The organism is Pseudomonas sp. B329 (genome assembly GCF_023127835.1).
GTDB classification, from domain to species: Bacteria; Pseudomonadota; Gammaproteobacteria; order Pseudomonadales; family Pseudomonadaceae; genus Aquipseudomonas; species Aquipseudomonas synxantha_A.
In genome coordinates this window covers 160,945-186,753 of record NZ_SPKP01000052.1, presented here as the reverse complement: position 1 = coordinate 186,753, position 25,809 = coordinate 160,945, and the positions used below count along the sequence as shown (strand labels likewise).

The window sequence follows — 25,809 nt, the reverse complement described above, 5'->3', positions numbered from 1 at the left end:
GTTGACGGTATGGCCGGGGTTGAGAGGGGATAAATAATGCGCAAGTCATTGATGAGGCTGACATTAAGACAACTTCAGATCTTTCATGAGGTGTGCGATTTGCGCTCTTACAGCCGTGCCGCCGAGGAAATGTCCCTGACGCAACCGGCCGTCAGCCTGCAAATCCGCCAGCTGGAAGAACTGATCGGCCAACCGCTGTTCGATTACGTCGGCAAGAAGCTCTACATGACCGAGGCCGCCGAAGCCCTGCAACGGGCCAGTCGCGATATTTTCGGGCGTCTGGAAAACCTCGATATGCAGCTATCGGATATGCAGGGCTCACTGCAGGGCCAACTGAAGCTGGCGGTGGAATCGAGCGCCAAGTACTTCGTGCCGCACCTGTTTGCGGCTTTCAAGCGCCAGCACCCGGAAGTGCAACTGCACCTGACCGTGGTCAATCGTGCCCAGGTAATCCGCAGGCTTTCGGATAACCGCGATGATCTGGTGATCATGTCCATGGTGCCCCAGGACATGGGCCTGGAATTCCTGCCGTTTCTCAATAATCCAATTGTCGCGGTGGCGCTGCCGGATCATCCGTTGAGCCTGCAAGGGCCGCTGCGCCTGCAAGACCTGGAGCCTTACACGCTACTTATCCGCGAGCCGGGTTCCGGCACGCGGCTGGCGTGTGAAGAGTACTTCAAGGAAAAACGCGTGCACTTCACACAAACCGTGGAAGTGGCCTCGGCCGAGGCGCAACGAGAGTGCGTGGTCGCAGGTTTGGGTGTGGCCCTGCTGACGCGCCACGCCTTGAACCTGGAACTGGCCACCGGCGGGCTCAAAGAGCTGCCGGTGGAAGAACTGCCGCTGTACCGCAGTTGGTGCCTGGTGCAGGCCAAGGCCAAACGCCTGTCACCGGTGGCCCATGCGTTCCTGGGCTTTATCCGCAGCGAACGGGTGCAGATCAGCGCACTGGCTGAGCGTTTCGCTGGGCAGCCACGGGTGCCTGCCAATGGAGTTCCGGGTAGTCACTGATGCTCTGGAGCAACTGGCGCTCTTCGCAACGGTCTTCGATGGCGCGACGGAACGCCATGCGGCGCTGGTCTTCCTGCTGACGACGGGTCTTGACGGTGCTGTTGCTGTCTTCGTAATGCCGAGTCATGTGGAGTCTCCCAATGCGAGTACGGGGGAGTACAGGATGGGGGCGACGGATGACGGGGGGATGACAGCCTCATGAAGATTCTGGATGCATGGAGAATCTAATGTGGGAGGGGGCTTGCTCCCGATAGCGGAGTTTCAGTCACAGATTCATTGACTGACCTACTGCTATCGGGAGCAAGCCCCCTCCCACATTGAGTTCTGTGTGCAGGTATTTAGTCGTCGAGAGCTTTGACGGACTTGGGTGACAGACGCAGGCTGCGCAAACTGCGTTTAACGCTCTTGAGGTGGTTGACCAAGCTCGGGCCGCGAGCCATGGCCACGCCCATCGCCAACACGTCGATCACCACCAGGTGGGCAATACGCGAGGTCAGCGGTGTGTAGATTTCGGTGTCTTCATGCACGTCGATCGCCAGGTTCACCGTGGACAGCTCCGCCAATGGCGTCTGGCTCGGGCACAGGGTGATCAGCGAAGCGCCGCTTTCACGCACCAGGTTGGCGGTGATCAGCAGGTCTTTGGAGCGACCGGATTGGGAAATACAGATGGCCACGTCAGTGGGCTTCAAGGTCACTGCCGACATCGCCTGCATGTGCGGGTCGCTGTAGGCCGCGGCCGTCAGCAGCAGACGGAAGAATTTGTGCTGGGCATCGGCAGCCACCGCGCCGGAAGCGCCAAAGCCATAGAACTCGACGCGCTGGGCCTGGGACATCGCGGTCACAGCCTTTTGCAGCTCCACCGGGTCGAGCTTCTCGCGCACTTCCATCAGGGTGTGCAGGGTGGTGTCGAAGATTTTCAGGCTGTAGTCGGCGACGGAGTCGTCTTCATGGATCGCAAACTGGCCGAAGCTCGCGCCGGCCGCCAGGCTTTGCGCCAGCTTGAGTTTCAAATCCTGAAACCCGGAGCAACCAATGGCGCGGCAGAAGCGCACGATGGTCGGCTCGCTGATACCCACGCTGTGAGCCAGATCGGCCATGGAACTGTGCATCACGGCCGCAGGGTCAAGCAGCACATGATCGGCAACCTTGAGTTCCGATTTGCGTAACAGGTGGCGCGACTGGGCGATATGTTGCAACAGGTTCAAAGGGCAGGACTCTTGTTATTGGCAGGTGCCAGGGATGTAGCAAGCTTGTAGTTATACTACAAGAATTGTCGTTTTGCCCGTTCGATGCATCACTAAATCGCCCTGCTCCCCTCTGGTTTCAGCAGGCAGACGCCATGTAGCCATAAAGGCGGCCAACGCGGCGTTAAGAAAAATCTGCATTTTTGCGTAACAAATCCGCCAGCCCTTCGGCGTGCATTGGCGGGCTGATCAGATAACCCTGCACCTCATCGCACTGTTCACCGCGCAGAAAATCCAGCTGCTGCTGATCCTCCACGCCCTCGGCCACCACCTTGAGCGCCAGCCCATGGGCCATGGCGATGATCGCCCGCGTGATAGCGGCATCCTCACGCGCCTGACCGAGACCACGGATAAAGGCCTGGTCGATCTTCACGTAATCCACAGGAATACGCTTGAGGTAACTGAGGGACGAATAACCGGTGCCAAAATCGTCGATGGCCAGCTTCACCCCCAGGTCACGCAACTGCTGGAAAGTGGCGATGATGTGCTCAACGCTATCGAGCAACTGGCTTTCGGTGAGTTCCAACTCAAGGTATTGCGGGTCCAGCCCGGTCTCTTCCAGAACCTGACGCACCAGGCTGACCAGTTTGCCCTGACGCAGTTGATGCACCGACAGGTTCACCGACACGCGAATCGGCGCCAGCCCCTGGCGCTGCCACTCGCAAGCTTGCCGGCACGCCTGGCGCAGCACGAACTCTCCCAACGGCACGATCAAGCCGGTTTCTTCAGCCAGGCCGATAAAGTCCCCCGGCGGCACCATGCCCCACTGCGGATGCTCCCAGCGAATCAGCGCCTCGGCGGCATTCAGCTTGCCGGTCGCCAGGCACAACTTCGGCTGGTAGAACACGCTCAGATGGCGCTCCTCGATCGCTTTGCGCAGGTGGTTTTCCAACTGCAGACGCTCCAGGGTGCTGGCTTGCAAACTGTCGGTGTAAAACTGGAAATTATTGCCGCCCAGATGCTTGGCGTGCTGCATGGCCATATTCGATTGGCTGACCAACGCAGAGATCTCCCGCGCATTATCCGGCAGCAAGCTGACCCCCATAGAAGCACTGACCACCAGTTCGTGCCCCTCCACCGTTACCGGTACCCGCAGTTTCGCCAACAGCCGCGTCGCCACGCGCGCCAGGCTCGACAAATTGCCGTAGGCATCGAACAGCACCGCGAACTCATCGCCGGACAAGCGCGCAATGGTGTCGGCTTCGGGCAGCGCATTGATCAAACGCCGGGCCATTTTCTGTAACAACTGGTCGGCCACTTCATGGCCCAGGCTGTCATTGAGCAACTTGAAACGGTCCAGGTTTATATGCAGCAGCGCCAGGCTGCGCCCGCCCTGGCGCACGCGTTGATGGGCTTCGTGCAGCCGTTCGCGAAACAGCGAACGGTTGGCCAGGCCGGTCAGCTCGTCATAGTGAGTAAGGTAGCGCATACGTTCTTCGGATTCGCGCCGTGCCGACAGATCGGCGAAAAAGCCTACAATATGACTGACGTTTCCCCGAACATCGCGCACCACATTCAATTGCAGCCACTGCGGGTAGAGCTCGCCGTTCTTGCGCGTTTCTACCAGCTCGCCCTGCCAGGTGCCATGGCTGAGCAGGGCCTGGCGGATCATCGGGAAGTGGCGCCGCGCATCGCGACTGCTGGGCAGCTCCACGACATTGCGACCAAGCATGTCGTCGATGTCAAAACCGGTGACACGGCTGAACGCTTGGTTCACCGCGATCAGCGCGTACTCGGGATCAAGGATCACGATGCCTTCGCTGGCCGCCTCGAACACCGTCGAGGCGAGCCGTTGCTGTTCTTCCAGCGCCTTGCTGGCACTGATGTCGCGGCGCGTGCCGAGCATCCGCACGACGCGGCCATTGGGCGCACGTTCTACCGCACGCCCACGGTCCTGGATCCACATCCAATGTCCATCGCCATGACGTATCCGGTATTCCACCTGATAATCCTCACTGCGACCTTTCAAGTGCTCCACCAGAGCGTGCTTGAGCAATGGCAGGTCGTCGGGGTGCAGGCGCGGCTTGAGGTGGCTGAGCATCGCCTTGACGTATTCAGGCTCCAGGCCGAACAGCTCCTTGAGCTGAGTGTGATGGACTTCGTCGGTTTGCAGGTTCCAGTCCCACAGGCCCAGTTCACTGGCTTGCAGGGCCATGGCCAGGCGCGCTTCGCTGGTATTGAGGGCGAGGCTGGCGGCATCCAGTTCCTGGCTGCGTTGCGCCACGCGGTCTTGCAGGCCGATTTGGGCTTCGCGCAGGTCCTGCTCTACCTGGCGGCGCTGCTCGACTTCACGCACCAGCTCCAGGTTCAGTTGCTCACTGCGCTGCCGGGCCTGCTGCAGGTGCTCGATCAGGGCCTGGTTCTGGAAGCGACGCAACAGCCCGCGCTGGATCAAGCGGTTGACCTGCCACGCCACCAGGCTCAGGGACGCCAGCAGGATCAGGCCAAGCACGCCCCAGCCCTGCTGCTGTGGGGTGCCATTGCAGAAAAGATAAATAATGGCCGGCAACAGGCAGGGCAAGGCAAATGACAGGAAGGCCCAAAGGCTCACGGCATAGGCCACGCTGGCCGACAAGGTAGCGGCGCCGATCAGGCCGAACACCCAGGCCTGATGCATGAAACTGTCGGCGGGTACCAGGGCGATGGCGGCAATGGACAGGGTCAGGCCGCTGACCGCTGAGCCGAGCATGAACATACGCCGCCACACCGGTTGGGCCTGGCGGCTGGGCATGGCCGAATCAAAAGCCGCCACCTGGATCACGCGCATCGCCACCAGAGCGAGTAACCAGAGCAACCAGAGACTGTCGAGCAGGTAGTGCTCGGGATTCCACAGCAACCAGGCGCAGACCAGGCCATTGACCAGCATCAGCAGCGTCGGCAGCAACGAGCCCTGATACAGCAGGCGTGTGCGCTCGACCGCCATTTGGGTTGCATAGTGTTTGCGGATGACCTGCGCGGGCGCCACTGAGGGGCCAAACAGATCAGTGCTAAGGGTCATAGGCGATGTTCTTATAATGGTGAGCCCGAAACGTCGACGGAGCATACACAAGCAAGCGCCTGGGCCAAACTGCCCCACGTCATAAAAAACCGCCTGCAATGGGCCGCAAACCTTTGGCCCAGACAGCTCGAGCAAGACGCGGCGCGGGCTGCGGCCCATGACCAACCGGTCATCCCGCACGACAGAATTTTTGCCCGCTGGGTGGTGTGCGAAGTGTTTTGCGTCGACCACCGGGCATTGGGATTTGCCCGAGCCCCTTTAGGCCCATAGAATGCGTCGATGCGCGATGATCTCTCTCTTTTGCTGAACTCCCTCAACGATGCCCAACGCCAGGCCGTAGCGGCCCCCGTTGGCCGTCAGTTGGTCCTGGCCGGTGCTGGCTCCGGTAAAACCCGAGTGCTGGTGCACCGTATCGCCTGGTTGATCCAGGTCGAAAACGCGTCCCCGCATTCCATCCTGTCGGTGACCTTCACCAACAAGGCCGCTGCCGAGATGCGCCATCGCATCGAGCAGTTGATGGGCATCAGCCCGGCCGGCATGTGGGTGGGTACCTTCCACGGCCTGGCGCACCGCCTGTTGCGAGCCCATTGGCAGGAAGCGGGGCTGAGCCAGACCTTCCAGATCCTCGACAGCGATGACCAGCAACGCCTGGTCAAACGGGTGATCCGCGAACTGGGCCTGGATGAACAACGCTGGCCGGCGCGTCAGGCCCAGTGGTTTATCAACGGCCAGAAAGACGAGGGCCTGCGCCCGCAACATATCCAGGCCAGCGGCGACCTGTTCCTGGCCACCATGCGCAGCATTTATGAAGCCTACGAGGCGGCCTGCGTACGCGCCGGCGTGATCGACTTCTCCGAACTGTTACTGCGCGCGCTGGACCTGTGGCGTGACAACCCCGGTTTGCTGGCCCATTACCAGAAGCGCTTCCGCCACATCCTGGTGGACGAGTTCCAGGACACCAACGCCGTGCAGTACGCCTGGTTGCGCCTGCTGGCCAAGGGCGGCGACAGCCTCATGGTGGTGGGTGATGACGACCAGTCGATCTACGGCTGGCGCGGCGCGAAAATCGAGAATATCTATCAGTATTCCGAGGACTTCCCGGACGCGGTGACCATCCGTCTGGAGCAGAACTACCGCTCCACCGCCGGGATCCTCAAGGCCGCCAACGCCTTGATCGCCAACAACACCGGGCGCCTGGGCAAAGAGCTGTGGACCGATGGCGGCGAAGGCGAAGCGATCAACCTGTATGCCGCGTTCAACGAACACGATGAAGCACGCTACGTGGTGGAAACCATCGAAAGCGCGCTGAAAACCGGGCTGGCCCGTAGCGATATCGCGATTCTGTACCGCTCCAACGCCCAATCGCGGGTGCTGGAAGAAGCCTTGCTGCGCGAGCGTATCCCGTACCGCATCTACGGCGGCCAGCGTTTCTTCGAACGTGCCGAAATCAAGAACGCCATGGCCTACCTGCGCTTGCTCGAAGGCCGTGGTAACGACGCGGCGCTGGAGCGGGTGATCAATATCCCGGCCCGCGGCATTGGCGAGAAAACCGTTGAAGCGATCCGCGACCATGCGCGCCATGCCGATGTGTCGATGTGGGAAGCCATGCGTTTGCTCATCGCCAACAAAGGCTTGACCGGCCGTGCGGCCGGGGCGCTGGGTGTGTTTGTCGAGCTGATCGAGAACCTGGCCGCCAAGTGCGCAGAAATGCCCCTGCACCTGATGACCCAGACCGTGATCGAGCAGTCCGGCCTGATCGCCTACCACGAGGCGGAAAAAGGCGAGAAAGGCCAGGCCCGGGTAGAAAACCTTGAGGAACTGGTCAGCGCTGCCCGCGCCTTTGAAAACACCGAGGAAGATGAAGAGCTGACGCCGCTCGCCGCCTTCCTGGGTCATGCATCACTGGAAGCCGGCGATACCCAGGCCGATGAGCATGAAGACAGCATCCAGTTGATGACCTTGCACAGCGCCAAGGGCCTGGAATTCCCCTATGTGTTCCTGGTGGGCATGGAAGAAGGCCTGTTCCCCCACAAGATGAGCCTGGAAGAGCCCGGCCGCCTTGAAGAAGAGCGCCGCCTGGCCTACGTGGGCATTACCCGAGCAATGCAGAACCTGGTGATGACCTACGCGGAGACCCGGCGCCTGTATGGCAGCGAGACCTACAACAAGGTGTCGCGTTTCGTACGTGAAGTGCCGAAAGGCTTGATCCAGGAAGTGCGCCTGTCCAACAGCGTCAGTCGCCCGTTCGGGGGCGGCCAGCAGCAGAACTCCAGCACTATGTTTGCCGGTTCCGAGATTCCTGAAACCCCGTTCAGCCTTGGCCAGCAGGTCAAACATGCGATCTTCGGCGAAGGTGTGATCCTCAATTTCGAAGGCGCCGGTGCACAGGCCCGGGTGCAGGTGAACTTCGCCGAAGGCAGCAAGTGGCTGATGATGGGTTACGCGAAGCTCGAAGCGGTCTGAAGCGAGCTGTTTGTGGCGAGGCAGCTCGCCCGTTTTTTGGGGCTGCTGCGAAGCCCAGCGGGAGCAAGCTCCCTCGCCACAAGAAACACTGCGTAACATGAAGATTATTGGCCCACCCTTGTTTTAGAAGAGCACGGGCCAATATCTGTAGTTAGTCCTACAGACCCTTCGGATTTGGTCTTACGCAAAAGCCCGAAACATTATGCCGCTAGCCACTGCCACGACACCTGTGCAACATGGCGCGCGTGCAATCCACAAATGGGAATTCCCTTTATGAAACGTTTTCTTAGCATCGCCATGGCGTTGTGCATCGGCTTGACGATGAGCCTGGACGCCAACGCCAAACGCTTCGGTGGCGGCAAAAGCTCTGGCGCAGCGCCGACTCACCAAACCAGTCAAATGGCTCCCTCCGCCGGTGCCGGCGGTGCTGCCGCAACTGCGGGTGCAGCCGGTGCGGCTGGCGCTGCTGCCAAGGCCGGCGGTGCTTCGCGCTGGTTGGGCCCTCTGGCCGGTATCGCCGCCGGTGGCCTGCTCGCGTCCATGTTCATGGGCGGCGGCTTCCAGGGCATGCAGATCTTCGACATCCTGATCCTGGCCGTCATCGCCTTCGTGATCTTCCGCTTTATCGCTGCCCGTCGCCGCAAGCAGCAGGAGCACCTTGCTCCAGCCGGCGCGCCGATGCAGCGTGAAGTGTTCGAGCAGAAGCCAGCCATGGGTTCGATCTTCGGTGGCTCGGCAGCACCTGCCGCCGCCCGTCCGGTGATCAATGCTCCGGCCTGGTTCAACGAAGAGCGTTTCGTCGAAGCGGCCCGCAGCCACTTCCAGTCCCTGCAACAGCACTGGGACGCTAACGAAATGGACAAGATTGCCGAGTTCGTGACTCCGCAACTGCTGGAGTTCCTCAAGCGCGAACGCGCCGAGATCGGCGATGCGTTCCAGTCGACCTACATCGACGACCTGCGCGTACAGCTTGAAGGTGTGGATGATCGTGCCGACAAGACTATCGCCACCCTGACCTTCAGCGGCGTGTCGAAGTCGTCGCGTTTCGACCAGGGCGAAGTGTTCAGCGAAAGCTGGAACATGGAACGTGCTCAGGGCGAGAACCAGCCATGGCTGGTCGCCGGTATCCGCCAGAACAGCTGATACTCACGCGTTTGAGCAAGCGGTAACAAAAACCCCGGACATGTCCGGGGTTTTCTATTTCACGGTTGCACTTATAGCGAGCTACTGTATAAAACGCCCCTATAAACCGCGCCATCTAGCAAGAGGATCCCGGCCGTGGAAGAAATCATCGAACAATTGCGTGAAGCCAACGAACCGGTCCCGGTTCCTTTGGAGCTGCCTGACGAAGACCAACTGGTGGAAGTTGAAGAACAGCTGTTCATCAATATTCCGTTCGTCTTTAAGGAATTCCTGCTGACCGTCAGTGATGTGGTGTACGGCAGCTTGGAGCCAGTGACCATTACTGACCCGGGCTCCCATACCTACCTGCCTGAAGTGGCTGCAAACGCCTGGGACCTTGGTGTACCTCGTGAGCTGATCCCAATCTGCCAAGACGGTGACGACTACTACTGCGTCGAAGAAGACGGCACCGTGGTGCTGTGGTCTGGCGAAGAAGAAATCGTCACCGAAGAATCCTGGGAATCGGTGTGGCACTGGGCGCGGGACGTCTGGCTGGAAAGCTGAGTCCCACACCCAACCTTTAGTGCTCCGGCGTATCCTTGTGGTTATCTAATGTTTCCAACAAGGCCACCTGCATCCGCGTATGCACCCGGATAAACCAGCGCCAGAGCACCGCAGCCACTGCCGCCGTGACCACGGCGATCAGCACCAGCAACTTGTTGGTCGGCAGAATGCTGGCCGACAAGGCTGCCAGTAGCAGGAAGATCACCAGCAGCGAGAGCAGCGGAATCAGCTCCGCGATCACCCTTCGCACACGCTGGGTATGCCGCCCGGCCATCTCCGGCTTCACACTCATCTCGGCCAGCAACATCGACAGCGCCTTGAGCTTGCGATACGCCGCAATCAGGAACGGCAGCGACAACAGCAGCGCCCCGCCCCAGATCAACGCCTTCTGCCAGCTCTGATCACTGATCCAGCCTTCCAGATACCCGCCGATGCGCGCCGCGAAAAAACTGCCGGCGAAGAAGATCGCGATCACCAGTGCCAGATTCACCCCGACTTGCAGGATGATCTTGCGGATCATCGACGCCAGCATTGCACCCTCGCCCTGGGGCTGGATGCTGCGCAGCCATTCGCCATACAGTCCGAATACCCGGCTCATGCGCTTGGGCATTACCGCTGCGATCTTCAACGACAGCGGGTCAGCCCCGCGAATCAGGTAGGGGGTGAGCAAGGTCGTGATTGCCGAAACAGCCACGGCCACCGGGTACAGGAAGTCGCTGGTCACCTGCAAAGTCATCCCCAGCGCTGCGATGATGAAAGAAAATTCGCCAATCTGTGACAGCCCCATACCGACCCGCAACGAAGTACGACCATCATTGCCAGCGATAAAAGCGCCCAGGCCACAGGAGAGCATTTTGCCCAGTACCACAGCCACGGTGATCACGGCGATCGGCCACGCGTATTGCAGCAAGATCTGCGGGTCGATCATCAAGCCAATCGCGACAAAGAAGATCGCGCTGAACATGTCGCGAACGGGTTCGATCAAGCGCTCAATCTTAATCAACTGACGGGATTCAGCCATGATCGCGCCAATCAGGAAGGCGCCGAGCACCATGCTGTACTCCAGCTTCACCACCAGCAGGCAGAAGCCGAAACACAGGCCCAATACGGTGATCAGCAGCATTTCGTTGCTTTCAAACTTGGCCACGTAGGCCAGCAGGCGCGGCACCAGCAAAATGCCGATCACCAGCGCGACGATCATGAACAGTGAGAGTTTGCCGACCGTGGAGAACACTTCGCCTGAGCTGACCGTGCCACTGACGGCGATGCTCGACAGCAGGGCAATGATGCCGATGCCGAGAATGTCCTCGACGATCAATACCCCGAAAATCAGCTGGGCGAAACGCTGGTCTTTCATCTTCAGGTCATTGAGGGCCTTGACGATGATGGTGGTCGAGGAGATCGCCAGGATCGCGCCGAGGAACAGCGAGTCCATGGTGCTCCAGTCGAACCAGCGGCCAATCTCATAGCCGATCCAGATCATCAGGACGATTTCCAGGAAGGCCGCGATAAACGCCGTGGCGCCCACCTTGAACAGCTTGCGCAGGCTGAACTCCAGGCCCAGGCAGAACATCAGGAAAATCACCCCTAGCTCAGCCAGGGTCTTGATCGTGTCTTCATCGTGGATCAGGCCAAACGGCGGGGTATGCGGCCCGATAATAAAGCCAGCGACGATGTAGCCCAGCACCACCGGCTGCTTGAGGCGGTGAAACAGGATGGTCACAACCCCTGCCACCAGCATGATCACGGCCAGGTCCTGGATAAAGCTGATGGCGTGCATGGCGAGGGACTCCTTGAGGTACCAGCGCTTTTCCCACTTCCGGCCGCCTTTGTACGGTCGCAAAGAGCGGAAGGAAAAGTCTGCCTTGATCGTAAGAAATGCCCTGAGATGGGCTTTTGAAGGTTAACACCGCGACTTCTGCTGAAAAGCCGGTGCAATATATGGAAACAGATCGATGCACGCGTGACGGCAAGCTGCCCACCAGCGTCCCGTTAGGGATGGCGCTGCAAAGACTCCAGCACCCGCAGAGGTGCCCTCCCCCCAACCAATGCCTACAACCCGTGAGTGTGCTATGGAACCCGGAAACGCCCAGCTGTCGATGACGGTACTGATGACCCCTGACATGGCTAACTTCTCAGGCAATGTCCACGGCGGCACGCTGCTCAAGTACCTCGACGAAGTGGCCTACGCCTGCGCCAGCCGTTATGCCGGTCGTTATGTGGTCACGCTGTCGGTGGACCAGGTGATTTTTCGCGAACCGATCCATGTCGGTGAACTGGTGACTTTCCTCGCGTCGGTCAACTACACCGGCAATACGTCGATGGAAGTGGGCATCAAGGTGGTGACCGAGAACATCCGTGAACGCTCGGTGCGCCATACCAACAGCTGTTTCTTTACCATGGTGGCCGTGGACGACCAGCGCAAACCTGCCGCCGTGCCGCCGCTGCAACCGCAGAACAGCGAGGACAAGCGCCGCTTTGTGCAGGCCCAGCAGCGTCGGCAGATTCGTCAGGAGCTGGAAAAGCGTTACCGGGAGATCAAAGCCGACGCGCCGTAATTTGTAAACCCACGGGCTCCCTGTGCTTACAAACTGATCGGTGTGGCTTCGAAGCGCACACGAGGGTGGGCAATACGGTCCTGGGCCCGCACCAGTTCCAGTTCATAACTGGCGCAGGCCTGGGTCTCCAGTAACACTTCATGCACCGCTGCGGCGGTGAATTCAAAGGCTGCCACCAGGCTATCGCCCAACAGCACCCGCGCCAGGAACAGGCCCGACGTCAGGTCACCCACACCCACCGGCTGACGCGGGAACGCCAGCAGCGGCCGACGCAAGTGCCAACTGCCCTCAGCCGTCACCAACAGCATTTCAAAACCTTCCGGCAGTTTGCCTGGGTAATCCAGGTGCTTGACCAGCACCGCTTTGGGCCCGCGGGCCAGCAACGCCTTGGCCATGGCCAGGCAATCAAACAGCGATTGCGGCTTGCGCCCGGCAAAGCTGTCCAGTTCCAATTGGTTGGGGCACAGGAAATCTGCCATGGCCGCAGCCTCATCGAGCAGGAAATCGCTGACCTCCTGTGGCACGATGCAACCCTTTTCCGGGTGGCCCATCACCGGGTCGCACAGGTACAGCGCCTTCGGATTGATCGCTTTGATACGGGCCACGCCGCTAAGGATTGCACGGCCCTGATCGGCGCTGCCCAGGTAGCCGGACAGCACCGCGTCACAGTTGCCCAGCTCACCAATCGCGGCAATGCCTTCTACCAGGGCCGGAATCTGCTGCGGCGCCAACACTTCGCCCGCCCACTGTCCATACTGAGTGTGGTTGGAGAACTGCACCGTATTGAGCGGCCAGACATTCACTCCCACACGCTGCATGGGGAACACGGCGGCGCTGTTTCCGGCGTGGCCAAAGACCACATGAGACTGGATCGCAAGCAGATGAGGTGTGCGTTTCATGCGGGAGATTTCCGTAAAGCCGTTGAAATTCTGGCCGCGCAGTATGCGACTAAACGCAGCCTGTACGACAGACCGGCGACGCAGTTAAGCTGCTCTCACTTTGTTGGAGTTCATGGAATGCTGACCCTGGGAAACATCTTCGTGCTGATGCTGCTGGCGACTGGCGCCGCCTGGGTTTGGCACAACCACGGCCTGCGTGAGCGGGCGCTGGAGCGGGTCAAGCAGCATTGCGCCAAGCTTGATATCGAATTGCTCGATGGTGCGGTTGCGCTCAAACGCATTGGTTTCGTCAAGGATGCCAATGGCCGGCGGCGCCTGGCACGCGTCTATAATTTCGAATTCACCGTGACCGGGGAGACCCGCCATGCCGGGACGATCACCCAATTCGGCGCCCACAGTGCGCAGATCGAACTGGCACCCTACCCGTTCGAAGCCAAGGAGCCACTGCCTAGCGCCGAAGTGATCGAATTGAGCCAATGGCGCCAGGACCACGCCACCAAGAACCGTCAGTAGCGGCAGGCTGCCAGCGCAGCCTGCAATGCGGCCACGTCCCGTGGTTCGCTGAAGATCAATTCGATACGTGAATCCCGTCGCCATTCGCTAGGTTGCCAGGTTAAAACGCTGTTATCCACAGCGTTGGCCGAGACCCAGTCTTCGCCGCTGTGGATAACCAGTTTGGCACGATGCCAGTCGAGGCCTGATAGCCAGCAATGCAGAAGGCTGACATCAAATTGCTGGCTGGGGTGCCATCGCCAGCCGATACTCCACCCCCCCTCCTGGCCCTGGCTCAAACAGATGGGCAAGGCAGGATCGCTCCAGATGGCCGGCATTTGCGCGAGGCCTTCAGGCGCCGCCAAGTTATCCACAGCCGCTTGGGCCTGCGCATTCAAGCCCGGCAACTGGTCGATTGGCAGCTGAGCCTGGCGTGTCCAGTAAATCGCGCAATCGGGTAACTGCCGTTCAATCGCCTGACGCTGCGCGGCATTCAGGGCCTCATCCTTGTTCAACACCAGCAGGCCAGCACTTGCCAGCGCCGCTTGCTGTGCCTGCGGCAAGGGCTTGCCTGCTGCCAACGCCTGGGCATCCAGCACCAGCACGCTGGGCTGCACGGCCAGCACGTCTTGCCATGGCGCTTCCCGCAGTTGTTTGAGCAACTGCGCGGGATGACCCAAACCTGAAGGTTCGATAAACAGCCGATCCGGTTTGGCCTTACGCAGCAAACGGCCCAGGCCTACCTGGAACGGTGCACCATTCACACAGCACAGGCACCCACCCGCTACCTCGCCCAAGGCGACGCCGTCAGCGTCTTGAGTCAGCAAGGCAGCGTCCAGGCCGATCTGGCCAAATTCGTTGATCAGCACCGCCCAACGCTCGTTGGCCGGGCGCTGAGCGAGCAGGTGCTTGATCAGGCTGGTCTTGCCGGCGCCCAATGGGCCGGCAATCACATGGGTGGGTATGTTCTGCAACATTGGAAACATCATTCTGGCCGTGTAGAGCGTTTGATCCTACGCGGTTATGCCAGCCAATCCAGCGTCAGGATCAACCGGCGCTCATCGGCCTTGAGCGCTGGCGAACGATGGATCAGGCCATGCCCTTCGTTACCGTGCCATTTGGTGCCCTTGAGCAGCGCCACCTCACCGCAGTGGATCTGCTCGATACGCTCGGTAGGTTCGGCGTCCGCCTGGCTCAGTTTGCGGCGATCCATCACACCTTCGCGCAACCATTGGCTGCCGATACCGGCATAGGTGGTGATCAGCCGAACCGGCACATGATCAACGTGAAAACGCGGGCACATGGCCTTGTCCAACAGCCGCAAACGTACGCCAATACGCTTGGCGCCGAGCAGGCAGGCAAATGCACTGACCAGCCATGACACATCGGCGATAAAACCTTCGTAACCCTCAAGATCGCGACAACTGGATGCCAGGCCCTGCAAGTTCGGCACAGCGTCCTCGTTGTCGAGCTCAATCACCAGGGATTCGGCGAGCGGCTCATTGAGCGCCACCAGCAAGGCGCCGAACTCGGCGATATGCAGGGGCAACTGACGTTGCCACAGCGCCAGGTTGACGCCATCTTCGAGGATATCGGACAGTGCCAACGGAGTTTGCCCACACGTCTGGCGGATCACGGGGCGCAGGGGGATAACCGGGGCCAGCATCAGGCGACCTGCTCATACCAAGGGCCGAAAGGATCGGGCAGCTGGCGCCAACCTTCGACACCCAGGGCCATTTCTTCATCATTGAGCAAGCAGGCATCCAGTTCCGCACGCATCAGGTTGAAGTCGATGTTTTGCCCGATAAACACCAGCTCCTGGCGGCAGTCCCCCGTGCTCAGTGTCCAGTTGCCCATGATCGCCGCCACGCTTTCCTCGTCCTGGGGCCATTGGCTTTTGGGCACAAAGCGCCACCAGCGTCCGGCAAAGCCATGGCGCATCAAGCCACCAGCCTGGGACCAACTGCCGGCGTCCTGATGTTTGCTGGCCAACCAGAAGAAGCCCTTGGAGCGCAACAGTTTGCCGTTCACCCAAGGGCGATCGATAAAGTCGAAAAACCGCTGTGGATGGAAGGGGCGGCGCGCACGGTAAGCGGTGGAGGCAATACCGTATTCTTCGGTTTCCGGTACATGCTCACCGCGCAGCTCCTGCAACCAACCCGGCGCCTGGGCAGCGCGTTCGAAGTCGAAACGGCCGGTGTTGAGGATCTTGTGCAGCGCCACCTCGCCCATGACCATCGGGATGATTTCCGCCTGGGCGTTGAGGCGCTCGAGGATGGCCATCAATTCTTCACGCTCGCGGCTGCTGATCAGGTCGATCTTGCTGATCAGGATGACGTCGGCGAATTCGATCTGCTCGATCAGCAGGTCAGTGATGGAGCGCTCATCTTCTTCGCCCAGGGTTTCGCCGCGGGAAGCCAGGCTTTCGGCGGCCTGGTAGTCGAGCAGAAAGTTCATGCCATCGACCACGGTAACCATGGTGTCCAGGCGTGCAATGTCGGCCAGGCTTTGCTCGTTTTCATCGCGAAAGGTGAAGGTTTCGGCCACGGGCAGCGGCTCGGAGATACCGGTGGATTCGATCAGCAGATAATCGAAACGCCCTTCCTTGGCGAGCTTGGCGACTTCTTCCAGCAAGTCTTCACGCAAGGTGCAGCAGATGCAGCCGTTGCTCATCTCCACCAGTTTTTCTTCGGCACGATTGAGCGTGACGTCGCGCTGCACCTCGCTGCCGTCGATGTTGATTTCACTCATGTCGTTGACGATCACCGCCACCCGCAGGTTGTCGCGGTTGCGCAGGACATAGTTGAGCAGTGTGCTTTTACCGGCGCCGAGAAAGCCGGACAACACGGTCACGGGGAGACGATTGGGCATCAGGTATTCCTCATCAGGGTTGGCCGGTCAAACTGCCCGTTTATGGCGTTCGCGCAGCTCTTCACGTTCTTTGGCTTCGATACACAGGGTTGCAGTGGGGCGCAGCAGCAGGCGTGCAGGCCGATGGGCTCGCCGGTTTCACGGCACCATCCGTATTCACCGCGGGCCAGCAGCTCCAGGGCATCGTCGATCTTGTCCAACAGCTTTTTTTCCCGCTCCAGTAGGCGCAACTGCCACTGGCGCTGCTCTTCAGCGCTGCCGATATCCGCCAGGTCGCTATTGGTTTCCTGCTCGCGCAGCGCCTGGAACTCAGCGTCGATACGCGCTTGCAGTTCATTGCGCTGAGCCAGCAGCAGCTCGCGGAAGAAGCGCTGTTGGGCTTCATTCATGTAGTCAGCAGCCGGTTGGGCCAGCAATTCTTGTTCGGTCATGGGAAACGGTTCACGGGTGGGGCTGTGCATTTATGCTATAGTATAACAATACAAATAAGCCAACTTCCCTTGCTCCTCACGACGAAGGGCGCAATGCTTGATCACTTTCGCCCCCCGAGAAACACGATGAGATACGTACTGTGCGCCCTGCTATTGGCAACCGCAGGACCTGCCTGCGCCCAAGTCCCAAGCCCGTTGGCCAACTGCACCCGCAGCGCCACCCTGCTGGCTTGCGTGGACCCGCTGGGTAATGCCTACAGCGCGGCGACTGCGGGCAACATCACTTACCTGCGCGGTTTTGAAGTGATCGGCAAACGCTATTGGGCACAGACCAATAGCCGCTACGGGCAGCTGACGTTCTTCACCGGGTTGGCATCGGATGGCGAGGCGTGGGTTGGCTATACGCGTCGCGTGGGCTGGACCACCATCAACCGGTTTTCCAGTTCCGGCGGCGCCAGCGCCAAGTTCACCTGTAACCGAATGACCGGCTGTTAAGCCTGGGTTTTCTGCTGTTCCTGCACCCAAGCCATGTAACTGTTGATGGGCGGGTTCTTCTGGAAGTACTGTTTCAACCCTTCAAAAAGCCGATCCGCCACCGCTTGTTGATGACGCGCCGTCACCAGCCGCTGGGCGTCCCGTGCATTGGAGATAAACCCGGTCTCCACCAGGATCGAAGGCACGTCCGGTGACTTGAGCACCGCGAACCCTGCCTGTTCCACCCGCTTCTGATGCAGGCTGGTGATGCTTTGCAGGCTGCCCAATACCGCGCTGCCCAGTTGCAGGCTGGAGGCGATGGTGGCGTTCATGGACATGTCGAGAATTACCCCGGCCAGCATCGGGTCTTTGTCCTTCAGATTGAGTAACGTGGTGGCGCCCAACAGGTCTGCGCCGTTTTCGCGCTGGGCCATGAACCGCGCCGTGGCAGAGGTGGCACCGCCTTGCGACAACGCATACACCGAAGCGCCCGATGCAGTAAGCCGTGGCGCGGCGTCGGCGTGCACCGAGATGAACATATCGGCCTTGTGCTTGCGGGCGATGTCCACGCGCTTGCGCAGCGGTACGAAGAAGTCGTCGTTGCGCACCAGCTTTACGGCAAAACCTTTTTCACGTTTCAAACGTTTCGCCAGCAACTGGGCGATCGACAGCACCACATCTTTTTCGCGCTGGCCCTTGGAGCCGACGGCGCCCGGGTCTTTGCCGCCATGGCCGGGGTCAACCACCACAATGATGTCGCGTTTGGGATGTGCCTTGTCCGCCGGCACCACCAAGGGCGCCGGGTCAGCAGCGATTTGACGGGGCGCGTGCGTGGCGTTGGTCAGGTCCAGTACCAGGCGATGGCCTTGGCCATCCTGGGGCGGCAGCACAAAACTGTTGAGCTGCATCGGCGCGACCAAATCCAGGACGATACGCGTATCGCTCTTGCCGAAATGCCCGGAGCGGATCGAGGTAATACCACTGTTCTTCAGCGCCAGTTGGGAAAAGTCGCCGCTGAGGCCGGCGCCACTCAAGTCGATGATCAGGCGGTCCGGCGACGTCAGGGAGAACGTCTTGTATTGCACCGGGCCGCTAAGGTCGAACACCAGCCGCAGCTTATCGTCCGAACGCCACAGCCGCGCATTGCGGATCTGCGTGGCGTAGGCCCCCAAAGGCAACGTGAACAAGGGGCTGACCAGCAGCAGGGTAAGGAGCTGACGTCTGTGCATGACATATACCGCAGATAAAGGAGCATCCCTACTCAACAGGACTGAACAAAGGCTGGGACATAAATTTCATCGTGGCAGTTATTGTTATACTATAACATGACCAATCATTTCCAACGATGGACCTGCTCATGAATGCGCTGACTCTGCCGGATATCGCCGCGCAGGCTTCACGCCAAGCCTTGCCACTCGACTGGGTGGGCATGTGCGGCATTGCCCTGCCTGTGCTGCTCGGCGGCCAACACCTGGCCGCTACCGCCGATGCGGGCGTAAGCCTGAACGACGGTACAGCCCGTGGCATTCATATGTCACGCCTCTACCTGGCGTTGGAAATGCTCGAACAGCAACCCCTTACATCTGCACTTTTGCGTAATGTACTGCAGCGTTTTCTCGACACACATGAAGATTTATCTAAGAACGCCTACCTGCGTATTCACACAAATCTGTTGTTAAAGCGCCCTGCGCTGGTCAGCCCTTTGGAGGGTTGGAAAAGCTATCCGGTCAGCATCGAAGCGCGTCTGGAAAATCAGATGTTCCACGTGGAACTAAAAATTGACGTTACTTATTCCTCAACGTGCCCTTGCTCCGCTGCCCTTGCCAGACAGCTAATTCAGCAGCAGTTTCTCGAAGATTTTGCCGACACTCCTCTGCAGCATGAAGACGTGTTGAGCTGGCTGGGCAGCGCCCACGGTATTGTGGCCACGCCCCATAGCCAACGCAGTACCGCGCAGTTAAACGTTCAGCTGCAGGGTGACGATCTGGCGATAGTCGACTTGATCAACGCTGCCGAAGCAGCTCTGGGCACTGCGGTACAAACCGCTGTGAAACGTGCGGATGAACAAGCGTTCGCCCTGGCTAACGGACAGAACCTCATGTTCTGCGAAGATGCCGCTCGCCGCTTGAACCTCGCCTTGAAGCGCTCGGATGCCGTCAAAGCCTTCCACCTCAAAGTGATCCACGCTGAAAGCCTGCACGCCCACGATGCGGTGGCTGAAAGCCGTTGGACGAGAGACTTTGCATGATTACCTGCCACGCTTTGCGCTGGGGCGCCCCCGGCCAACCACTGACGCCGGCGCTGAACCTGACGCTGGAAAAAGGTAGCCTCACGGGGATTATCGGCGCCAATGGCACCGGCAAAAGCAGCCTGCTCAAAGTGATTGCCGGGTTGCAAAAGCCGCTGACGGGCAAGGTGCGTGTCGATGTTCCACGTCGCGGCGGCTTGTCGTTCTTGCCCCAGCAACAGCACCTGGATCGTCAGTTTCCGATCAGTTTGCAAGAGTTGGTGGCTGCCGGCTTCTGGGGCACCCAGCTGAATTCACATGAACGCAACGAGCGCCTGCACGCCGTATTGGACGAGTGGTGTCTCAGCGGTTTGGAACAGCGCCCGCTGATGGCGTTATCCGGTGGCGAACTGCAACGCGCCCTGCTCGCCCGTATGAGCCTGGCCGACTCCCCCATCCTGCTGCTCGACGAACCCCACGCCGCCCTCGACGAAGACGGCCAGGCCCTGTGCTGGAAACACATCCATACCTGGCACAACCAAGGCCGCACGCTGGTGGTCGTCTGTCATGACTTGGCGTCCGTGCGTCACCACACCCAGCACGTATTGCAGCTTAAAAACACCGGCTGCGTGTTCGGCCCCAGCAAAGAGCTGATCCGCCCGCAACCACAGATGCAGGTGGCCTGATGCACCTCACCGCTCACTTGTGGATGCCATTTCAGGATTTCGTGTTTATGCGCCGCGCACTGATCGGCGGGTTGGTGCTTGCATGTAGCACCGCCCCCTTGGGCGTGTTCCTGATCCTGCGACGCATGAGCCTGATCGGTGACGCCGTGGCTCACGGCATTCTGCCGGGCGCCGCACTGGGTTTCTGGTTCGCAGGGCTAAGCCTGCCCGCCCTGACCCTCGGCGGCCTCGGCGCAGGCCTGAGCATGGCCGGCCTGGCGGCGTGGATCACCCGCCGCACCGGCCTGCGCGAAGACGCCAGCCTCGCCGCCATCTACCCCATTTCGCTCGCGGCCGGTGTATTGATCCTGGGCATTGCCGGCAAACGCTTGGACCTGCTGCACCTGTTATTCGGCTCCGCCCTGGCCGTGGACGAAACCACACTGACCGGAATGCTCTGGGTGTCCAGCTTCAGCCTGATCGCCATGGCACTGATCTACAAACCCCTGCTGCTCGACACCCTTGACCCGCTGTTCCTGCAAACCGTCAGCCGCCTTGGCCCACTGGCCCACGGCCTGTTCCTGACCCTGGTGGTGCTGAACCTGGTGATCGGTTTTCAAGCCATCGGCGCACTGATGGTGGTGGGTTTGATGATGCTGCCGGCCATCGCTTCACGCTTCTGGAGCCGACGCCTGCCGGTGTTGATCGCGGTATCGGCGGTGCTGGGATGCCTGTCGGTGTGGCTGGGTTTGCTGCTGTCGTTCTACTACTCACTGCCCAGCGGCCCGGCGATCGTGTTGGTGGCGGGCGCTGGATATGTGTTGTCCGTGGTATTCGGTCCGGTGCATGGCTTATTGCGCCGCCCACCTTTGCCTACATCCTCATGAGGTGTTTCCCGATGCGCGCTCTTCTTGTGTTGTTCAGTCTGTTGCTGCCGCTGTCGATGGCTCACGCCGCAGACAAACTCCAGGTAGTCACCAGCTTCAGTATTCTCGATGACATCACCCACCAGATCGGTGGCGACCATATTCAGATCAGCAACATGGTCGGCCCGGACGCCGATGCTCATACCTATGAACCCACACCGGATGACGCCAAAGCGCTGCTCAAGGCCAAGGTCATCATCAAGAACGGTCTAGGTTTCGAGCCGTGGCTGGATCGCCTGGTCACCAGCACTGAAACCACCGCTACGGTCGTCACCGCCAGCAAAGGCGTGATCTCGCACACCATGGAGGAAGACGGCGAGACCATTCCCGACCCACACGCCTGGCACAACCTGGCCAACGCCGAAATTTATGTGAGCAACATCACCAAGGCATTGGTGACCGCCGACCCTGCCAATAAAAGCGACTACCTGCGCAACAGCCAGGCTTACCTGAAGCAAATTCACAGCCTGCTGACCGAGGCCAAGGCCAAGTTCGCTGCACTGCCGTCGGGCAACCGCCGCATCGTCACCTCCCATGACGCCTTCGGCTATTTGGGCCAGGCGTATGGCATCCAATTCCTCGCGCCCCAGGGCTTGTCTACCGAGCGTGACCCGTCGGCCGCCGAAGTCGCCGCGCTAATCACCCAGATCCGTAAAGACAAGGTCAAAGCCGTGTTTATCGAAAACATCAAGGACTCGCGCCTGCTCAAGCAGATTGCCGATGAAAGCGGCGCGCAGATAGGCGGCACGCTGTACTCCGACGCCCTCGCCGCTCAAGGCCCGGCCAGCACCTTTATCGGGCTGTTCGAATACAACCTGAACACCCTGTGCGCGGCGTTGAGCAAACCATGATCCGCAAAAACCCTTCAGGTGACCTGCCGGTAATTGCCGAGTCAGCCTACGTCGACAAGACCGCGATCATCTGCGGCAAGGTCATCATCGGCGAGAACGTCTTCGTCGGCCCGTACGCCGTGATCCGCGCCGACGAAGTCGATGCCAGCGGCGCCATGGACCCGATCACGATCGGCGCGAACTCCAATATCCAGGACGGCGTGGTGATCCACTCCAAGTCCGGCGCGGCGGTGACCATTGGCGAGTTCACCTCTATCGCCCACCGTTCCATCGTCCATGGCCCCTGCACAGTTGGCGACCGCGTGTTCATCGGCTTCAACAGCGTGCTGTTTAATTGCGCCGTCGGCGATGGCTGCGTGGTGCGCCACAACTCGGTGGTCGATGGCCGCGACCTGCCTGCGGCCTTCTACGTGCCCTCCACCACCCGCATCGGGCCTAACACCGACCTGTCGCAATTCCCGCCGGTGAGTGTCAGTGCCTCGGAGTTTTCCGAAGACGTGGCACGCACCAACGTCGACCTGGTGCGCGGCTACAAAGCCTTGCAAAACGAGTTCTGAACCATGAGTCGCCTGCTGATACGCAACGCCCGCCTGGTCAACGAGGGCCAGGTATTCGACGCCGACGTGCTGGTCGCCAATGGCCGTATCGAGAAGATTGCCGCCAGCATTGAAGGCGCTCACGAACCGGTGGAAATCGACGCCAAAGGCCAGTGGTTGCTGCCGGGAATGATCGATGACCAGGTGCATTTTCGCGAACCCGGCGCGCCAGACAAAGGCAGTTTCTACAGCGAATCCCGTGCCGCGGTGGCCGGCGGTATCACCAGCTTCATGGACATGCCCAACACCCAGCCAGCCACTTTGAACCTGCAAGCCTTGGCCGATAAGAAGCACCGTGCTGCGTTGCACTCAGTGGCCAACTACGGCTTTCACTTTGGCGTAAGCAACGACAATCTGGATATCGTCGCCGGCCTCGACCCCTGTGAAGTGGCTGGAGTCAAAGTGTTCATGGGCGCCTCCACCGGCAACATGCTGGTGGACGACCCACGTATTCTGGAACGTTTGTTTGCCGACGTGCCGACCATTCTGCTCGCGCACTGCGAACACACCCCGAGCATCCTGGCCAACGAGCAACGCTTGCGCGAGCGCTTTGGCGAGCGCATTCCCGCTGTCGCTCATCCACTGATCCGCGACGCCGAAGCGTGTTATCGCTCGTCATCGTATGCCGTGGAACTGGCCCAGCGCCATGGCACGCGACTGCACGTGCTGCACCTGACCAGCGCCCGTGAACTCGCGCTGTTCGAAGACAAGCCCCTGGCCGAAAAACACATCACCGCCGAGGTCTGCCTGCATCATCTGCTGTTCGACGACCGCGACTATCACCGCCTCGGCCACCAGATCAAATGCAACCCGGCCATCAAGACACGCGCCGACCGCGACGCGCTGCGCCTGGCGTTATTAAGTGATCGCCTGGATGTGATTGGCACTGACCATGCGCCGCATACCTGGGCGCAAAAACAATTGGGCTATCGTGAAGCACCCTCGGGTTTACCCCTGGTGCAGCACGCCCTGCCGGCACTATTGGAGTTGGTGGCCGACGGGCATTTGCCTCTGACCACACTGGTGGCGAAAACCAGTCATCGGGTGGCCGACCTGTTTGCCATTCCTGATCGCGGTTACCTGCGTGAAGGCTATTGGGCCGATCTGGTGTTGATCAAACCTGAGCCTCAGGGCAAACCGGTCAGCAGCCAACCGATTCTCGCCCGTTGCGGCTGGACTCCCTTTGCAGAGCGCAGCTTTCGTCACAGCGTGAGCACCACGCTGGTGTCCGGCCACCTGGCCTGGCACAACGGCCAGGTGGTCGACAGTTGCCAGGGCTTGCCTCTGCATTTTCTGCATTAAGCGCGGGGTTTGACCGTACCGCAATCGTTGCCCAGCCACTGAGCGTGGCTGTCCAGGCTGCCCTTCTGCTGGATGCCGGTGGCATTGAACGTACCGTTGACGGTGGTGGTGAATTCCTTCTGGCTTTGGAAGGTCGCTACACCTGTGCCCTGGGCTTTGGGGCAGCTGAAACGGAACTTCCATTGGTTGCCGGTCTTGTCAGTCACTTCCTGCTTGCAGCCCGATTGCGGGTCGGTCAGCGGGATGGAGTCGGTGGCAACCTGGGCTGGAGTCAGGCACACCTGCACACCCTTACCGGCCATGTTGATGCCTTGCTTTTCGAGCATGGCGCGCTGTTCAGGAGTCATTTGTTGCTTGAGCTGACCGAGGATCAGCGACAGGTCCGGCAGGTCCTGGTTATCGACTTTCATATTACTGGTGGTCAATTCCCACAAGCCCGGCGCCAGCATCTGCGCCTGCGCCGCCACCGGCAGCGACAAACCAACAACCATGGCCAAACCAAGCAGACGAGCATTCATCGGGTAACTCCTGGGTAATTGTCGGCGTTAGACGTCGTAAAGCGGCCAGTGTTGCACGGCAAATAAAATAGCGACATTCGCAGCGGTTCATGGTCTGTTACGCACTGGACTGCCTGGAGTTACGTCGTTCATGGATTTCTTTGGCCCGCACCTGCTCGCCTACTTCATTGCCACGCTGCACGTTCTCGGGAGCCTCGCCGCAATTCACGCGGTACTGACTGTCCGCACCGCCCAAGGCTCGATCGCCTGGGCCTTGTCGCTGATGTTCATGCCTTACCTGACGCTGATCCCTTACCTGATCTTCGGCCGCAGCACCTTCGACGCGTACATCCAGGCCCGTCGCCAGGCCAACCAGGAAATGCACACGGCGATCGCCGAACTGAATTGGCGCCCGTGGGTAGAGGAAGCGCTCGCGGCGCGCAACTCCAGTGCCTATGCCTCTCTGCGAGCCATGCCCAAGCTCGGGCGCATGCCGTGCCTGGCCAATAATGAAGTGCGCCTGTTGATCAATGGCGAGGCTACTTTTGGCGCGATTTTCGAGGCGATTCGCAACGCCAGAACCGCCGTGCTGTTCCAGTTTTTCATCATCCATGACGATGAGCTTGGCCGCCAATTGCAGGTGCTATTGAAGGAAAAGGCCGCCCAGGGCGTCGACATTTACGTGCTGTACGACCGCATCGGCAGCCACGCCCTGCCCCATCGCTACGTACAATCGCTGCGCGACGCCGGGGTGCAGGTCAAGGCGTTCGCCACCCGCAGCGGCTGGCTCAATCGTTTCCAGGTCAACTTCCGTAACCATCGCAAGATCGTGGTGGTGGACGGTATCACCGGCTTTGTCGGCGGGCACAATGTGGGCGATGAGTACTTGGGCAAAAAACCGCCGCTGGCGCCATGGCGCGATACCCATGTACAGGTCACCGGCCCAGTGGTGGCCTGCCTTCAGGAGTCGTTTGCCGAAGACTGGTTCTGGGCGGCGCGGCAACTACCGCCACTGATCCTGCCGGATGCCTACCCCGAAGACGGCGTGCTCTGCCAACTGCTCGCCAGTGGCCCGGCAGACCCCTATGAAACCTGCTCGCTGTTTTTCGTCGAGGCCATCCACGCCGCGACCGAGCGGGTATGGATTACCAGCCCGTACTTCGTCCCCGACGAAGCCGTATTCGCCGCACTGCGCCTGGCGGTATTGCGCGGGGTGGACGTGCGCCTGTTGCTGCCATCGCGGCCCGACCACCGCATCGTATATGCCGCCTCCAGCCTTTACGCCATCGAAGCCGTGCGCGCAGGTGTGCGGGTGTTCCGCTACAAGCCCGGGTTTCTGCATCAGAAGGTGGTGTTGGTAGACAGCGAAATCAGCGCCATTGGCAGCGCCAACATGGACAACCGTTCGTTCCGACTGAATTTCGAAGTGATGTTGCTGACAGTGGATGAGGCTTTCGCCAGCCAGGTTGAACACATGCTGCTGGACGATTTTGCCCTGTCCCATGAAGTCAGTCAGGAAGAAAGCCGCGAGACGCGACGCCTGCAACAGTTGGGGATGCGGGTGGCGCGCTTGATCTCACCGATTCTCTAACAGACAACGCAGGGAAAATGTGGGAGG

At 60.2% G+C, this 25,809-nt stretch carries 24 protein-coding genes and 1 pseudogene; 14 read left to right on the top strand and 11 right to left on the bottom strand.

What is annotated here, in order from left to right:
• Positions 1-36 precede the first annotated feature (36 nt).
• A complete protein-coding gene (locus tag E4P00_RS22850; RefSeq protein WP_032878656.1) occupies positions 37-1,011 on the top strand; it encodes a LysR family transcriptional regulator in 975 nt (324 codons plus the stop codon).
• On the opposite strand, the gene E4P00_RS22845 is transcribed toward E4P00_RS22850, so the two are convergent.
• The 3 genes from E4P00_RS22845 to E4P00_RS22835 all read right to left on the bottom strand — a co-directional run bounded on the left by E4P00_RS22845 (position 941) and on the right by E4P00_RS22835 (position 5,253).
• Positions 941-1,138 carry a hypothetical protein gene (locus E4P00_RS22845; protein WP_078822668.1) on the bottom strand — a complete coding sequence of 66 codons (198 nt, stop codon included), beginning with the start codon at positions 1,136-1,138 and terminating at the stop codon, positions 941-943. The genes E4P00_RS22850 and E4P00_RS22845 overlap by 71 nt on opposite strands.
• A 211-nt stretch (positions 1,139-1,349) precedes the next feature.
• On the bottom strand, positions 1,350-2,216 hold the full coding sequence (hexR, locus tag E4P00_RS22840; protein WP_003177007.1) for a transcriptional regulator HexR: 867 nt from the start codon (positions 2,214-2,216) through the stop codon (positions 1,350-1,352).
• A 163-nt stretch (positions 2,217-2,379) separates the two neighbouring features.
• The gene (locus E4P00_RS22835; protein WP_032878655.1) at positions 2,380-5,253 is read right to left on the bottom strand and encodes an EAL domain-containing protein; all 2,874 of its coding nucleotides are present in this window, start codon (positions 5,251-5,253) and stop codon (positions 2,380-2,382) included.
• Positions 5,254-5,532: 279 nt separating this feature from the next.
• Between E4P00_RS22835 and uvrD the strand changes: the two genes are divergently transcribed.
• The 3 genes from uvrD to E4P00_RS22820 all read left to right on the top strand — a co-directional run bounded on the left by uvrD (position 5,533) and on the right by E4P00_RS22820 (position 9,402).
• Positions 5,533-7,716: a DNA helicase II gene (uvrD, locus tag E4P00_RS22830; RefSeq protein ID WP_032878654.1), complete on the top strand. Its 2,184-nt coding sequence runs from the start codon at positions 5,533-5,535 to the stop codon at positions 7,714-7,716.
• A gap of 273 nt (positions 7,717-7,989) precedes the next feature.
• Entirely contained in the window at positions 7,990-8,859 is an 870-nt protein-coding gene (locus E4P00_RS22825; protein ID WP_032878653.1) for a Tim44 domain-containing protein, read from the top strand.
• 135 nt (positions 8,860-8,994) lie between these two features.
• Positions 8,995-9,402, top strand: coding sequence for an SMI1/KNR4 family protein (locus tag E4P00_RS22820; protein ID WP_032878652.1), 408 nt, complete (start codon positions 8,995-8,997; stop codon positions 9,400-9,402).
• Positions 9,403-9,418: 16 nt separating this feature from the next.
• Here E4P00_RS22820 and E4P00_RS22815 read toward each other — a convergent pair whose 3' ends face one another.
• Complete coding sequence (locus tag E4P00_RS22815; RefSeq protein ID WP_005792568.1) at positions 9,419-11,182, bottom strand: cation:proton antiporter; 1,764 nt, start codon at positions 11,180-11,182, stop codon at positions 9,419-9,421.
• A gap of 292 nt (positions 11,183-11,474) precedes the next feature.
• Between E4P00_RS22815 and E4P00_RS22810 the strand changes: the two genes are divergently transcribed.
• The gene (locus E4P00_RS22810; protein ID WP_003195747.1) at positions 11,475-11,960 is read left to right on the top strand and encodes an acyl-CoA thioesterase; all 486 of its coding nucleotides are present in this window, start codon (positions 11,475-11,477) and stop codon (positions 11,958-11,960) included.
• Between the two features lie 26 nt (positions 11,961-11,986).
• On the opposite strand, the gene pdxY is transcribed toward E4P00_RS22810, so the two are convergent.
• Positions 11,987-12,859 (bottom strand): pyridoxal kinase PdxY, encoded by an 873-nt coding sequence (gene pdxY / locus E4P00_RS22805; protein WP_032878650.1) that lies wholly within the window; start codon positions 12,857-12,859, stop codon positions 11,987-11,989.
• A 117-nt stretch (positions 12,860-12,976) separates the two neighbouring features.
• Here pdxY and E4P00_RS22800 point away from each other — a divergent pair, with 117 nt between their 5' ends.
• A complete protein-coding gene (locus E4P00_RS22800) occupies positions 12,977-13,372 on the top strand; it encodes a DUF3301 domain-containing protein (protein ID WP_005792570.1) in 396 nt (131 codons plus the stop codon).
• On the opposite strand, the gene E4P00_RS22795 is transcribed toward E4P00_RS22800, so the two are convergent.
• The 4 genes and pseudogenes from E4P00_RS22795 to dksA form a co-directional block, all read right to left on the bottom strand.
• The gene (locus tag E4P00_RS22795) at positions 13,366-14,328 is read right to left on the bottom strand and encodes a CobW-like GTP-binding protein (protein WP_248133126.1); all 963 of its coding nucleotides are present in this window, start codon (positions 14,326-14,328) and stop codon (positions 13,366-13,368) included. The genes E4P00_RS22800 and E4P00_RS22795 overlap by 7 nt on opposite strands.
• Before the next feature lie 44 nt (positions 14,329-14,372).
• Entirely contained in the window at positions 14,373-15,017 is a 645-nt protein-coding gene (locus E4P00_RS22790) for a DUF1826 domain-containing protein (RefSeq protein ID WP_032878648.1), read from the bottom strand.
• Positions 15,017-16,222 carry a zinc metallochaperone GTPase ZigA gene (gene zigA / locus E4P00_RS22785; RefSeq protein ID WP_248133125.1) on the bottom strand — a complete coding sequence of 402 codons (1,206 nt, stop codon included), beginning with the start codon at positions 16,220-16,222 and terminating at the stop codon, positions 15,017-15,019. The genes E4P00_RS22790 and zigA overlap by 1 nt, the downstream gene beginning before the upstream one ends.
• Positions 16,223-16,249: 27 nt before the next feature.
• Positions 16,250-16,653 (bottom strand): annotated as a pseudogene (gene dksA / locus E4P00_RS22780) (RNA polymerase-binding protein DksA).
• 126 nt (positions 16,654-16,779) lie between these two features.
• On the opposite strand from dksA, the gene E4P00_RS22775 reads away from it, so the two are divergent.
• On the top strand, positions 16,780-17,148 hold the full coding sequence (locus tag E4P00_RS22775) for a glutamine synthetase (protein ID WP_103734116.1): 369 nt from the start codon (positions 16,780-16,782) through the stop codon (positions 17,146-17,148).
• On the opposite strand, the gene E4P00_RS22770 is transcribed toward E4P00_RS22775, so the two are convergent.
• Entirely contained in the window at positions 17,145-18,356 is a 1,212-nt protein-coding gene (locus tag E4P00_RS22770; protein ID WP_248133124.1) for an N-acetylmuramoyl-L-alanine amidase, read from the bottom strand. The genes E4P00_RS22775 and E4P00_RS22770 overlap by 4 nt on opposite strands.
• A 128-nt stretch (positions 18,357-18,484) precedes the next feature.
• Here E4P00_RS22770 and folE2 point away from each other — a divergent pair, with 128 nt between their 5' ends.
• From folE2 to E4P00_RS22740, 6 genes are read left to right on the top strand one after another with little or no spacing between them, the layout of a single operon-like run.
• Complete coding sequence (gene folE2 / locus E4P00_RS22765) at positions 18,485-19,375, top strand: GTP cyclohydrolase FolE2 (protein ID WP_248089236.1); 891 nt, start codon at positions 18,485-18,487, stop codon at positions 19,373-19,375.
• Entirely contained in the window at positions 19,372-20,040 is a 669-nt protein-coding gene (locus E4P00_RS22760; RefSeq protein ID WP_248133123.1) for an ATP-binding cassette domain-containing protein, read from the top strand. The genes folE2 and E4P00_RS22760 overlap by 4 nt, the downstream gene beginning before the upstream one ends.
• The gene (locus E4P00_RS22755; RefSeq protein WP_005792579.1) at positions 20,040-20,906 is read left to right on the top strand and encodes a metal ABC transporter permease; all 867 of its coding nucleotides are present in this window, start codon (positions 20,040-20,042) and stop codon (positions 20,904-20,906) included. Before E4P00_RS22760 ends, E4P00_RS22755 begins: the two co-directional genes overlap by 1 nt.
• Positions 20,907-20,917: 11 nt before the next feature.
• A complete protein-coding gene (locus tag E4P00_RS22750) occupies positions 20,918-21,796 on the top strand; it encodes a metal ABC transporter substrate-binding protein (protein WP_078822675.1) in 879 nt (292 codons plus the stop codon).
• Positions 21,793-22,353: a DapH/DapD/GlmU-related protein gene (locus E4P00_RS22745; RefSeq protein WP_005792581.1), complete on the top strand. Its 561-nt coding sequence runs from the start codon at positions 21,793-21,795 to the stop codon at positions 22,351-22,353. The genes E4P00_RS22750 and E4P00_RS22745 overlap by 4 nt, the downstream gene beginning before the upstream one ends.
• Positions 22,354-22,356: 3 nt before the next feature.
• Entirely contained in the window at positions 22,357-23,694 is a 1,338-nt protein-coding gene (locus E4P00_RS22740; RefSeq protein ID WP_248133122.1) for a dihydroorotase, read from the top strand.
• Here E4P00_RS22740 and E4P00_RS22735 read toward each other — a convergent pair.
• A complete protein-coding gene (locus tag E4P00_RS22735; protein ID WP_005792583.1) occupies positions 23,691-24,212 on the bottom strand; it encodes a DUF3617 domain-containing protein in 522 nt (173 codons plus the stop codon). The genes E4P00_RS22740 and E4P00_RS22735 overlap by 4 nt on opposite strands.
• Positions 24,213-24,342: 130 nt before the next feature.
• Here E4P00_RS22735 and cls point away from each other — a divergent pair, with 130 nt between their 5' ends.
• Complete coding sequence (gene cls, locus E4P00_RS22730; RefSeq protein WP_005792584.1) at positions 24,343-25,782, top strand: cardiolipin synthase; 1,440 nt, start codon at positions 24,343-24,345, stop codon at positions 25,780-25,782.
• Positions 25,783-25,809 lie beyond the last annotated feature (27 nt).